12 protein-coding genes and 2 tRNA genes are annotated in these 12,826 nt (G+C 41.0%); 12 read left to right on the top strand and 2 right to left on the bottom strand.

Annotated features, from left to right (window positions below; all coding sequences use genetic code 11):
* Nucleotides 1-48: 48 nt before the first annotated feature.
* Together FNC98_RS16950 and FNC98_RS16795 are read left to right on the top strand one after the other, a co-directional pair.
* Nucleotides 49-732, top strand: a complete 684-nt coding sequence (locus FNC98_RS16950; RefSeq protein WP_260680625.1) for a helix-turn-helix domain-containing protein — start codon at nucleotides 49-51, stop codon at nucleotides 730-732.
* A 492-nt stretch (nucleotides 733-1,224) separates the two neighbouring features.
* A tRNA-OTHER gene (locus FNC98_RS16795) sits at nucleotides 1,225-1,306 on the top strand.
* Nucleotides 1,307-1,829: 523 nt separating this feature from the next.
* Here the strand turns inward: FNC98_RS16795 and FNC98_RS08335 are convergent.
* Nucleotides 1,830-2,567: a class I SAM-dependent methyltransferase gene (locus FNC98_RS08335; protein WP_143580799.1), complete on the bottom strand. Its 738-nt coding sequence runs from the start codon at nucleotides 2,565-2,567 to the stop codon at nucleotides 1,830-1,832.
* A gap of 158 nt (nucleotides 2,568-2,725) precedes the next feature.
* On the opposite strand from FNC98_RS08335, the gene FNC98_RS08330 reads away from it, so the two are divergent.
* A tRNA-Ser gene (locus tag FNC98_RS08330) sits at nucleotides 2,726-2,816 on the top strand.
* On the opposite strand, the gene FNC98_RS16790 is transcribed toward FNC98_RS08330, so the two are convergent.
* Entirely contained in the window at nucleotides 2,795-2,959 is a 165-nt protein-coding gene (locus FNC98_RS16790; protein ID WP_185968097.1) for a hypothetical protein, read from the bottom strand. The genes FNC98_RS08330 and FNC98_RS16790 overlap by 22 nt on opposite strands.
* Before the next feature lie 233 nt (nucleotides 2,960-3,192).
* On the opposite strand from FNC98_RS16790, the gene FNC98_RS08325 reads away from it, so the two are divergent.
* The 9 genes from FNC98_RS08325 (at nucleotide 3,193) to FNC98_RS08285 (ending at nucleotide 12,815) form a co-directional block, all read left to right on the top strand.
* Nucleotides 3,193-3,621 (top strand): hypothetical protein, encoded by a 429-nt coding sequence (locus FNC98_RS08325; RefSeq protein WP_143580798.1) that lies wholly within the window; start codon nucleotides 3,193-3,195, stop codon nucleotides 3,619-3,621.
* Nucleotides 3,622-4,010: 389 nt separating this feature from the next.
* A complete protein-coding gene (locus FNC98_RS08320; protein WP_143580797.1) occupies nucleotides 4,011-5,195 on the top strand; it encodes a tetratricopeptide repeat protein in 1,185 nt (394 codons plus the stop codon).
* A 5-nt stretch (nucleotides 5,196-5,200) separates the two neighbouring features.
* Entirely contained in the window at nucleotides 5,201-6,154 is a 954-nt protein-coding gene (locus FNC98_RS08315) for a M28 family peptidase (RefSeq protein ID WP_260680654.1), read from the top strand.
* 565 nt (nucleotides 6,155-6,719) lie between these two features.
* Nucleotides 6,720-7,286 carry a phosphoribosyltransferase gene (locus FNC98_RS08310; RefSeq protein ID WP_143580795.1) on the top strand — a complete coding sequence of 189 codons (567 nt, stop codon included), beginning with the start codon at nucleotides 6,720-6,722 and terminating at the stop codon, nucleotides 7,284-7,286.
* Between the two features lie 67 nt (nucleotides 7,287-7,353).
* Nucleotides 7,354-7,836: a hypothetical protein gene (locus tag FNC98_RS08305; RefSeq protein ID WP_143580794.1), complete on the top strand. Its 483-nt coding sequence runs from the start codon at nucleotides 7,354-7,356 to the stop codon at nucleotides 7,834-7,836.
* Nucleotides 7,829-8,467, top strand: coding sequence for a class I SAM-dependent methyltransferase (locus FNC98_RS08300; protein WP_143580793.1), 639 nt, complete (start codon nucleotides 7,829-7,831; stop codon nucleotides 8,465-8,467). Before FNC98_RS08305 ends, FNC98_RS08300 begins: the two co-directional genes overlap by 8 nt.
* 131 nt (nucleotides 8,468-8,598) lie before the next feature.
* Entirely contained in the window at nucleotides 8,599-9,225 is a 627-nt protein-coding gene (locus FNC98_RS08295; RefSeq protein WP_185968096.1) for a paraquat-inducible protein A, read from the top strand.
* On the top strand, nucleotides 9,218-9,862 hold the full coding sequence (locus FNC98_RS08290) for a paraquat-inducible protein A (protein WP_143580791.1): 645 nt from the start codon (nucleotides 9,218-9,220) through the stop codon (nucleotides 9,860-9,862). Before FNC98_RS08295 ends, FNC98_RS08290 begins: the two co-directional genes overlap by 8 nt.
* Nucleotides 9,852-12,815, top strand: coding sequence for a PqiB family protein (locus FNC98_RS08285; protein ID WP_185968095.1), 2,964 nt, complete (start codon nucleotides 9,852-9,854; stop codon nucleotides 12,813-12,815). Before FNC98_RS08290 ends, FNC98_RS08285 begins: the two co-directional genes overlap by 11 nt.
* Nucleotides 12,816-12,826: the final 11 nt, after the last annotated feature.

Genomic DNA, 12,826 nt, shown 5'->3' with positions numbered 1-12,826 from the left:
GAGCTCAATATGCAAATATGTCTATTTTGTAACTAGCGGACTAACTTTATGAATCAATTAGCAAAAGTCGTTGGGTCTAGAATTAGAAAGGTAAGAGAGAGTCTAAGAATATCGCAGGAGAACTTTGCTAGAAGAGTTGAAATAGCGCGAGCCTATTATGGGAAAATAGAACGGGGAAAAACTAACATTACGTTAGAAACGCTTTATAAGATATGTGGAGAGTTAGGCTGTGATCCTCATGAGCTTTTACCGCGCTTACGAGAAATAGAATTTGAAGAAGATGTTTTGACTAGCCTCGAATTCAATGCAGATAACTACCCTGCAATACAACCTAATTATCAAGGGCAATATAGCTTCTCAAAATACTATTATCCTAGGATAGAGGATATGAAATCAAACAGTGAAGAATTTGACTGTGCACAAACGCTTGATTCAATGCCCGAAGTAAAGCGATGGGTTAGAAACTTACCTAGAAGAGATGAAACCTCGTTTAGCTTAACTTTAGGCAATAGTAATATTTACCCTGACTTTATCGCTGAACTACATGACGGTCGAATCTTAGTAATTGAATGTAAAGAAAAAACTGACGAAGCTAATGATGATTCCACAGAAAATAAACATGTTGGAGAACTGCATGCAAAACATAGCCAGGATACTTGTTTGTTTTTGAGGGCTGTAAAGAAAGACAATAATGGACAAAATCTTCTTAAACAACTTAAAGATATTATTTAAACTGTATTAGCTCAGCAGCCAGCCGACAGATACCTTGTCTAAAAATGGGGTAACTGTCAGATCAGGTCTGAGCTACTACACGTATGGACAGCTTGAAATTCACGTTGTTATCTTAAAACTCCATCGTAAGTCCAATTGACTTTAATTGTAGTAATATTGTAGGGCACGCATAGCAAAGTAAAGCTTAGCCATATTACTAGTCATCTTTTCTTTAATTTCTTTGAAAAATGAGACCTAATTTTGGCCATCAACCCCCCGGACGATGAAGGACCATTTTTAACTGCTTCGAGTAATAACTCCGAATACCATCTAAATTTAAAATATTGGTACAATTTGCTGGCGCCAGTGTTAATTTAAAAAAATACTCAGGTCAACCCCTGAGTATATCATCAGAAATATCGTAAAATCTTTCACAATATAAAATGTTACCGTGTATATATATCAATAAGTTAGTTAATACTCTTATTGTGAAATATTGTCATTAACCTTTTGATATAATTGGAGTTAGCTTCTGTCTTGAAAACCGGCATACGTTTGTAGCGTATCTAGGGTTCAAATCCCTATCTCACCGCCACTTTTGAAAGCCCGCTAAATTAGCGGGTTTTTTGCTTTTAGCGCCATCCATGGCATGGCGGCATACAAAACTTCCCTGTTTATCGTCATCATTTAAACCATCCTTGGAATGATGACATACAAAACATCCGTGTTTATCGTCATCATTTAAACCATCCTTGGAATGATGACATACAAAACATCCGTGTTTATAACCGCCATATTAGAAAACCCGCTATACTAGCGGTTTTTTTGCTTTTAGCGCCATCCATGGCATGGCGGCATACAAAACTTCCCTGTTTATCGTCATCATTTAAACCATCCCTGGAATGATGACATACAAAACTTCCCTGTTTATCGTCATCATTTAAACCATCCCTGGAATGATAACATACAAAACTTCCCTGTTTATCGTCATCATTTAAACCATCCCTGGAATGATGACATACAAAACTTCCCTGTTTATCGTCATCATTTAAACCATCCCTGGAATGATGACATACAAAACTTCCCTGTTTATAACCGCTTGTGTTTTTTTCGCGCCATCAATGTTTTTCTAACACGAACACTTGGTAACCAAAGTCGCCCAGGTAGTGTTCGTAAAGAGACACTTCATTGAGGATATCGGAGATCGCCCTAGAGTCTGGCATGGACGATTGTAGCTGTAATGCTCTTTCTTTTAATGGCTGGTAATAATTTTTCCATGCTTGTTCACTAAGAGAATAATGGTGTCGCACCCGATAACCCGAACTCTTAATTTGCTCAAGTCTGTTCTCAAGCGTTGTCATATCTGGGTACTCACCTGAAAAGAAAGATTTACTTGTTGTTCCCGGATCATCTGAAAACCAAACTAAATCGCTAACGACTAATACCCCACTAGGGGTAAGAAACTTTTTCCATGCAGACAGAGCATTTGTAAAACCCATTATATAGGCACATCCTTCTGCCCAAATAGTGTCAAAAGATTCTTCAGGGAAGGGCAGTTCTTTCATGCTTGCGCAAACCGTTTCTACGCGATGTTTCAGGCCGGTTTGCTGCAACATACTGTCTAGTGACTGTAATGCACCGGTTTCGTTATCGGAGGCTACTATCATGGCATCCGTAGCATTGGCCAGGGCAATCGTCGTCAATCCTTTTCCGCAACCAATTTCGAGGATCTTTTCAGGCGTTTTCGCAAGGTGAGCTAACGCCAACATAGATTCCTCTTCTTTGCCTGGGCCCCATCGTTCGAGTGTTGAAAAGACTTTCATAAAGTCTTGCATGTAAGATTGGTCATTATCCATGTCGTATATAGAACCTTAAATACGTTAAAATTGCAGGGGTAAGCCCAGAGTTTGTATAACGATTAATCAAACGAACCCAAAATGCCATTTTTTTTAAAGATTTTTCGTTGTAGCCCTTTACATTGCTCAAAGCAGCCATTAATATTCGCACCACTTCAGGTGAGATGGCTGAGTGGTCGAAAGCACCGGTCTTGAAAACCGGCAGGCGTTAATAGCGCCTCTAGGGTTCAAATCCCTATCTCACCGCCATATTTAAAAACCCGCTTAACAGCGGGTTTTTTGCTTTTAGCGTCGTCCATGGCGTGGCGGCATACAAAACATCCGTGTTTATAACCGCCATATTCATCATTGCTTTTGTCTAATACATCCTTGTTTATTGCAGCCATATTCATTGCTGAACCGTCCTTTGATTCATCGTCGTAGCATTAACTGATTTCCTGTAACTGGCAGATTTATAAATACGTCTTCAAGCCTACTCAACACTAGCTTTATTTTATATTTAGATAAAAATCAGCGGTTTTGGTTTTCATCTGAACAAATCGATGGTTAAATAATAAACGATAAGTTCAGCAGTATTATCGGAAAAATAATGATAAAAAAAATTAATTAATAGAAGGAAGAACCTATGGGGCAGGTTAACAATGACGTTCTTATTGAAAATGAGAACTTATTTAGAGCTTTAGTTTGTGCACCCGTTGCCGTTTTATTTGTATTGCTCGCTGCAAACTCAGTAATGACATCAGCAATGCTGGTAATGCAAATCCTGTTTATTGCGATGGCGATATTTTTTTCGTTAAGCACCCTTGCTTACGCATCTTACTACACCAATGAGAGATATGAAGGCAATGCCAAACCTCTTATCAAAAATGCAAACTTATCTAAAGCGATACTCTATACCGGATTGTCTGCACTTTTTACGGTAGTGACCTATCAGACCTTTGCTGACTCAACCCATCTGCTGTTTAAAGCAATTTCGGTTGTTATTCTGCTTTATCTATCATTAAGTGCGCTCGCCTTTTTTGCCTACTATACAAACGAAGCCATGGATTCATAGCACTAATCGCATATCAGGGCTCCTAACAAACGTTAGGTCCCCGGGTATTAGAGTTATTAAAGGCTACGTATTATTCCCAACAGCAACCTATAAAAGATGCAACACAAGTTATTATCTTAACAAAACCTGTAATATATCCCGTCGTAAGACCCTGCTTAGCGTTACCAGAATTTGTTGGTACATCGGACGATTTACGGCATAAGCAAAGCCGGTCCTGACAGCTACCTGTTAACATTAAATAGCACCTATGATGCTGATATTTACTCATTTCCACTAATATCAAACACACAAAATTAAGTGTAAACATTTATGTAACGGCGGGGTCTAATAAGGTAAAAGAAGAAAAAGTTGGTTATGCTTTACTTATAAAGGTAAAGGGAGGAGCTCATATGAAAGACATTCATCTTAGTCGATTACGCTGCTTGTCATTGTTGCTGATCGCCTTCTTTATGTTTGCTTGTACAAGCATACCGAAAATAGAATCCAACCCAATCCCCGCCTCTGTATTGCTTCACGACTCAATCTTCCCTGCCCACAAAGACGTTGAACTTGTCGATCAAAAAGAAATTTTCGCCCTGAATGATGAAATGAAGGACTTTGCCCGAGGGCACTTAATGTGGATTGAAGAACCGAAAATTCGTGCTGAAGCATTATTAAGGAAACTTTTTAATCGCTCTCCCACGGGCCTGCTTTATAACCAAGGGGCAAATTTAACTGCCCAGCAAACGTTCAGCGAGCAATCAGCAAATTGTTTGTCATTAACCATTCTTGCATTCGCACTCGCCGATGAAGTAAATCTTAAAGTTAACTTTCAAGAAGTGGAAATTCCAGAATATTGGGTCCGCGATGGTGAATATAACTTACTAAGCCGCCATGTTAATTTAGTGGTGATTGGCGATAGCAAAACTAAATTCCAACGTTTATGGGGTGGCCAATATACAACAATAGACTTCGATCCCTACGTCGTTAAAAAACATTTTGCCAAGGAGATCATTTCCAAGCAGCGAGTTACCGCCATGTTTTATAACAACATTGGTGCGGCTGCGTTGACGCAGGGTGATTATAACGTCGCTTATGCGAACTTTAAAAAGTCCATCGAAGTTGATAAAGAATTCAGTGCCGTTTGGGGAAATTTAGGTTATCTATACAAAATTCATGGTATGAAAAACCTCGCCAAAGCCAGTTATTTGCAGTCCATTAAACATGACGGTGAAAATTATAATGCCTGGACCAATTTAGGTATTTTGCTCAAAGAACAGGGCAATGAAGACGAAGCCGAACAAATTGCTCGCTTTATCGAACGAGTGAGAGCAAATAATCCTTATTATTATGCGGTGTTAGGGGATGAAGCCTATCATAATGGAAATTACGATAAAGCCATTCAACACTTCAAAAAAGCTAGTGATATGCAGCCAAAAGAACATGAGTTCTACTTTGGTTTAGCGAAAACCTATTACAAGCTTGGCGATTATGAACGCAGCGAGCGGTATCTTACCAAGGCGAAAAATCAGGCGAGCTTTCCCGATATCGAACGCAAGTACGCGAACAAGCTAAGATTGCTCAGCAAGTTGTAGTGAGTATGATAAATAAACGGATTTGTGCAGCGGTAAGTTGGTGTTGGCTTAGTTCTGCAACTGTCTTTGCCTGTAACGATCTTGGTGAAAATGCCTGGAGCCATTTGCAATACTTAGCTGGTGAGGAAATGCAGGGCAGAGGTCCGGGACAGCCGGGTCACCTGAACGCCCAAGCCTATATATCCTCAATACTAAAACCATTAGCGACTAGCAAACTGGAAGCTCAGTCTTTTACGTATCAAAGTGGATTCTCTCAAAAAAACGGCACTAACTGGGTACTGAATGCAAATCAGCAGATGCCTTTAAACGCTAATATTCTTGTTATCGCCCATTACGATCACTTAGGAACAAAAGGAAAAAAAACCTATTGGGGAGCCGATGATAATGCTTCAGGTACTGCGGCACTTCTTGCTCTGGCAACTTGTATGGCACCGCAAAAATGGCAACATAATTTCATTTTTATTGCCGTCGATCGTGAGGAACAGGGCTTGAGAGGCGCGAAGGCCTTTATCGATGCGAATCCGCAAATCCTCAACAACACCCGTGCTTTGGTTAATCTCGATATGATAGCCCACGGTGTCAATAACCGTCATTATTGGTTAGTAGGTACCGAGCGTTGGTCGCCTTTAAAAGAAACCATGGTGTTAGCTAATAATCGAGCCCGGGTCCCCTTTAAAGCAAAACGTCGATTGCCAGTGCAGCATTCCTCGCGTCATACTCATCGTATCGATTTGCATAAAGCCAGCGATCATTATGAATTTTATAAAGCCGGTATACCGTACTTGTTTGTCACCGGCGATAACCACCAGTACTATCACACCCAGCGCGATTCGATCGCGACTATTGACCCAGGTTTTTATCAACAAGGGGTTCATGCAATCGCAGAATTAATCGTAACACTCGATGCCCATTTAGCTTCATTGGACAATCCCACAGCCGATAATCCTGTTACCCCATAACAAAACAAACTAACTTTTATCGCTAATACCTTTTGACAATGGAATAACCATTCTCTGCCATCAAAGCCTTGTCTAAAAGCCTTTAAACTCTCACTGAGTGAGCAATAATTTAATGTGATCGGTATAATACCAATCACACTAAGTTTGTGCACAACTCAGAGTTAGGGCAGAGGTTCAGTTACAACATAGATTTCATTGATATAGCCATTCTATATTGATGGAATATAGGGCAGTAAATGGGCCTCTCACTAACTCCCTGCGGGTGAGTTTTAAAGGCGTTTATCCTGGGTTACTGATTTTGGCTCATTTTAACAGCGGAATAACCATTCTCTGCCATCAAAGCCTTGTCTAAAAGCCTTTAAACTCTCACTGAGTGAGCAATAATTTAATGTGATTGGTATAAAGCCCGGTTTGCGGGTACTTTTGAGTTTAAAATCCGTTATAATTGACAGTTAACTCAATTCACCCGGATGTTTGATCCGTGAGGGGCGAACCCCCAGGTGCCTTTGAGACTATTTTCGAACCGTTAAACCGTTAGATACGGTCATTATCCAAGAGGCATAGAATGGATAAAAAATTTATCAGTGCTCAAGATCTTCTTGAAGATTCCTTTCGAGTCGCAGCAAAAGTTTATGAAGATGGGTTCCGCCCTGAGTTTATCGTCGGTATCTGGCGAGGTGGGGCACCGATTGGTATCGCTGTTCAAGAGTACTTTGATTTTAAACAAGTAGAAACAGACCATATTGCCGTGCGTACATCGTCCTATTACGGAATTAATAAGCAGTCTAAAGAAATCAAAGTTCATGGCTTGCATTACTTAATTGAAAATGCCAACGCTGAAGATGGGTTGTTAATTGTCGATGATGTATTTGATTCCGGTCGCAGTATTGATGCGTTAATCAAACAAATCCGAGAATCTATGCGATTAAATACACCTAAAGATATCCGTATCGCTTGTCCGTGGTATAAACCTCAGAATTCTAAGGTGGATATCGTTCCAGATTACTATGTGCATGATTCTGACGAGTGGTTAGTATTCCCACATGAACTTTCAGGCTTATCACCAGAAGAGATCAGAAATGGTAAAACTGATCTTGCGAACATCATGGATATCTTGATAGACGAAAAGTAAATTCAAGTCTGATAACATGTTAAGGGAAACTCATGTTTCCCTTTTTTGTGAACAATAGGAAGCTTTGGTGAATGAATATAAGTTGACCTGGTCTTCATGGTTCAACGTCAAATTGATCCCCGGTTATCAAATCGCATCGGGTAAGAGCAACGATAACCCATATGGTTGTGGTAGTCTGCAATTACAGTTACCTTTGTTTTGCCAACAGGGTTTGCCGTTCGAATCTTTGTTTGCCGGTACGTTGAACCTTGATCTTGGCAGCGCAACGTTCCGTTGGTCTAAACCTTGGAAAGCGATAACTGAATTGCAATGGCACAGAGACTTCCCGGCGGAATCATTTCTATTTTCGCCTTGTGAAATAACGCATTCAGGACAGCGATACTCCGCGTTCATATATTACCCGGATCCCGCAACCAAAATAGGCCATTTTCAATCCTCAAATACCATTGAGGTGATATCTACGTTTATTCCCGGGCTTAATTATGGTGATACAATAAAGGTTCGCGTTCCGTTGGATTACATTGAAGTGGCAGGTGTGCAACATGGATAAATGTCAGCATTGGCAACAGGTTTTCAGTAACAAAGAACCCGTGGAAATGAGTTGGACGCAGGCTGAAGAAGACCATTCATTAAAAGCGTTGCAAGCTTTAAACCTTTCCTCAAATAGCCATATCGTTGAAGCCGGTTGTGGGGTCTCTCGTCTTTCGGATCAACTTGTTAGCGCCGGTTTTACCCGTATAACCTTAGTGGACATTTCCCAACAGGCATTGGTTAAACAAAAAAAACGCCACAACGAACAACAGCTAAGTAACGCTAATATTCAGTATTTGTGTATCGATTTGGCAAACAAAGCTAACCAATCAAATTTAACTGCAGACTGCTGGATAGATCGAGCCGTTTTTCACTTTCTGACTGACATAGAGCAGCAACGTAATTACCTCAACAGATTATTAGATGTGTTGCCAAAAAAGGGCTACTGGATACTTGCAACCTTTTCAGAGCATGGCCCTGAAAAGTGCTCAGGATTACCCGTGTTGCGATACAGTCACCAAGCCCTTATTACATTTGTTGAGCAGCATTTTCCTGATCAGTTTATATCTGTAAAGAAATGGCAACAGCAACACCTGACACCATGGGGCGCGGAACAAAGCTTTAACTGGTGGATCCTGCAACGGATATAACGCTAAACACTGTCAGATAAAGTTGAAAAATCTCCATTACCTTATATGGTTAGGTAATAGGAACAGATAAAAAATTAGAGATTAACCGTCTAGATTTTATCTGAATGTCTGGATACAGATTAACAATAATAATGACAGCTGCTACTTCGCAAACACCCACAATACTGGCCTGTCGTGAGTGCGACAACCTTATGCACTATCCTGATTTACAGGAGGGAGAGCAGGCTCGTTGTCGCCAATGCCATCATATATTGCTTTATCGCAAGCGTGACCCCGTAAATCGCAGCATTGCGGTATCTATCGCGGGTTTAATTCTATCCGTGCCCGCAATTTTTCTGCCTATTATGTCGATGAAAATGCTAAGTATTAGCAGCACTGTCAGTCTTTCATCTGCAGTTTATGCATTGTGGAAGAACGAAATTTACTTTGTCGCCTTGGTAACCTGTTTTTTCTGCATTCTGGCACCGGTTGGCAAGTTAATTATTGCTCTATATCTTGGCATTGCGGTGAAACTAAAGCGAGTGACAAGTCGCCGTTATATACCGTTAATTAAGTTTTATCAACGAATCGACAGCTGGGAAATGCTGGAAGTTTTTATGATAGGCATTCTGGTATCAATCTTTAAACTTCGGGATGATGCCGAACTATTTTTTGACTTAGGGCTGGTAAGTTACATTCTCTTTATGATCACCATAGTTGGCCTAAAGCTTAGCTTTGACAAAGAGTTGCTTTGGAATAAGGTGCCAGTGCATGGTTAATCAGGTTAATGTCGATTTTAGCCAAAATGGAAAGGCAAATAAGCTGGCTACATGCGATACCTGTCATTGGGTAAATGTATATGATGAGTCTTCTCACAATCGCTGCCAGCGATGCAATTCCCGCCTGCTACAGCGCAAACCATTTGCCTATCAAAAAACCTTAGCCCTGACGATATGTTCCATTATCGCCTTTTTCCCAGCCAACCTTTATCCAATCATGACCATATTACAGTTTGGTAAAGGGCAGGGGGATACCATCTTATCGGGAACACTCTATATGTTTCAAAATGGTATGGCACCAATCGCCGCTATTGTCTTTATCGCCAGTTTTGTATTCCCCCTGGCGAAAATGATTGGTTTGATATACCTGCTTTATTCGGTGCGCTACCCCGCAAAGTTTAGCCGTCGCCAACGCACACATATGTACCGGTATATAGAAATGTTTGGTCCCTGGTCGATGTTAGATGTATTTGTAGTTGCACTGCTCGTTGCCTTAGTTGAAATCGGTAATGTCTTAGAAGTCGTTGCAGGACCAGGGGCAACGGCATTCGGCATTATGGTGATTTTAAGTATCTTCGCGGCTGCCAGTTTCGATTCAAAATTACTCTGGGATGATGGGAGTTTCAATGAGCCCTAATCAAGCTGACACCGCTATTGTCGAACCCAGGGCGCGAATTTCATTCGTTTGGATATTGCCCATACTTGCAGCATTTATCGCTATTTATTTATTAGTACAGGCATATTATCAATCTGGTGTTGATATCAAGATATTTGTTAAAGATGCCGACGGTATTGTAGAAGCAAAAACCGAAGTAAGGTTTAAAGGCCTGCCGGTGGGATTAGTCAGGGAATTAACCATCAACAGTGGATTGGATGTGATCACCGTAGAAGTCGAAATGGATCGTAGCACCAAACCTTATTTAAATAGCAATTCACAATTTTGGTTAGTAAAACCTGAGATCAGCCTTTCTGGTGTATCCGGATTGGAAACCGTGATAACCGGTAATTATTTTGAAATGCTGCCCGCCGATGAAGGTGAACGACTCAGAGAATTTTATGCCCTTGATTCACCCCCAGCAATACCCGCAGATTCCCCAGGCCTACACCTTACTTTGCACGCGCAGTCCTTGGGTTCGCTGAATCGTGGTAGTGGTGTTTATTACAAACAGATAAGGGTTGGTGAAGTTTACGATTATCAATTGATTCAGGAAAGCGGGTATGTAGCCGTTAAGTTGTTGATCGATGAACAATATAAGAATCTGGTGAAATTTAACAGCAGGTTTTACAACGCCAGCGGCGTTGAGGTCAGTGGCGATCTGTCTGGTTTTAAAGTTCGCACAGAATCGTTTTCTTCGATAATTTCTGGCGGTATTGCCTTCCATACTCCGATAACCGACAAGCAATTTCCTGACGTAGAAGATTACACAAAATTCAATTTATATGATGATTTTGATGCCGCCCAGGCCGGCATCAAAGTGACGATGAACTTCCCGCAAAACAGTGGCGTGAAAGCAGGTGAAACAAAAGTTATATTTGAAGGTGTTGAATTAGGCGTTGTTGAAGATTTTACCTATAACCAGGCACAAGGCGGTTTAACCGCTAGTGTAAATTTCGACCCCAGACTCGAACCCTATTTATTGTCAGGCATGGAATTTTGGTTGGTAAAACCCAAAATCAGCTTATCTGGTATATCTAACCTTGACCGTTTGCTAAGCGGCCCTTACGTTTCCTTTCGTCTCGGTTCGGGCGAACCTACCCGTGTATTCAACGTAAAGTCGCAGCCACCGCCACTGAGTTTTGAAGAGCCAGGGCTACACTTACAATTACAAACCGAAAATATCGATTCTCTGGGAGTTGGCACACCGATATTTTACCGTAATATGCGAGTTGGTAGCGTTCAGGAAAACGCGTTGAATCCTGACAAACAAAGTTTTTCCGTGCATATTTTCATATTGCCTGAGTATGAGTATCTGGTGAATGAAACCACACGATTTTTCAAATTAGGAGGTATAGACGTTCAGGCAAAGTTACCACAAATTAGAATTGAAGCAGGAACGTTAACCAATATGTTTGTCGGTGGCATAGGCTTTGTCACGGATACCTTTCTCACCTCAGGTACGCTTGTTGATGGTCATAAGTTTAATCTGGCGGATAACGAGGCTGAATCACGATTCAGTCAACGATTACAATTAAGCTTTCCAGGGTTGATTGATATATACCCGGACTTTACCTTGCTTAAATATCAAAGCCTGGAAATTGGAAAAGTTAATGACGTTGAGCTGAACGAAGAGCTCAACGAAATGCAAATATCGGTAGTTTATGATCCTAAGTTCAAAACCCTGTTTAGAGAACACAGCCAGATACGAATGGTAACTGCTGGATTAAGCGCTAAACAACTCAATGCAATGGTTTCAGGTAGCTTTTTAGAAGTACTGCCAGGTCACGGTGAATACCGAAATCAATTCGAGATACTTGCCAAAGGCGGTAATTTCGGAGCCAGATTACCCGGATTACAACTGCGGTTAACCAATAGCCATTCCCATGGCTTAAAACCAGGCGCACCAGTGATTTTTAAAGACTTGACGATTGGCCAGGTTGAAGCCGTTAATCTAAAAGAAAGTGGGCGCTATTTTGAATTCATCGTGACGATACAACCTGAGTATCACCCCTTAGTGTTTAATAACAGCGAATTCTATTTAGCGAGCGGTTTAAACGTAGAAGCAAGCTTATCCGGTGTATCTGTGTCTTCTCCAAACCTCGAACGCTTAGTTAATGGTGGCATTTCCTTAGTCAATCCAATGAATACGCAGCAGGTTCAAACTCAGGAGTTAAGCGAATATCCGTTGTTAGAATCGGTCCGGCATAGCCAATATCAAGGTCCTGTTATTGAAGTTCTGTTCAACGAAGTTGTAGATATTAAAGCCGGCGCACCATTGATTTATCAGGGCCATGAAGTAGGGGTTGTCACTCAAGTAATACTTGCAGATGAACTAACCCACACAAAATTAAAAGTTAAAGTAAGTGAAGCATTCCCGAAACTTACACAGCAGGGGGCTCAGTACTTTTTACTTGAGCCAAGTATTAGTCTAACCCAAATCAAAAACGCTTCTACTTTACTAGGAGGAAACCAACTCGGTGTTGTACCTGGAGATGGCCAATTACTAACTGAATTTACAGCAACGCGTCGAACACCAATCGTAAGGGAACTTCATCAAGGATTAAACTTAACCTTAGCGGCACCGTCACTTGGTTCAGTAGCAACCGATCAGAGTGTTTATTTCCGTCAGATACCTGTGGGTCGTGTTCTGGGTAGCGAACTCAATAATGAAGGTACCGGCGTTCTGATTTATATCAATATCGAATCAGAATATGCCAATTTAGTATCTGCAGATGCTAAATTTTACAACGTTAGCGGTATCGATATCGATGCCGGGTTATTTTCTGGGGTTAGCGTGTCTACAGAATCAATATCTACCATTCTCGCAGGTGGCGTTGCTTTTACGGCGCCAGAAGTATCAAAAAACGATGGTATTTCGGTAAAACAACACCGTGTTTTTGACCTGCATCAAGAAGATTATCCGGGCCATTAACATTACACGGG

Origin of the sequence: Thalassotalea sp. PS06 (genome assembly GCF_007197775.1) — a bacterium.
Taxonomy (GTDB): Bacteria; Pseudomonadota; Gammaproteobacteria; order Enterobacterales; family Alteromonadaceae; genus Thalassotalea_A.
Note: the sequence above shows the minus strand (reverse complement) of the source record. Positions and strands in the feature narration are given on the sequence as shown.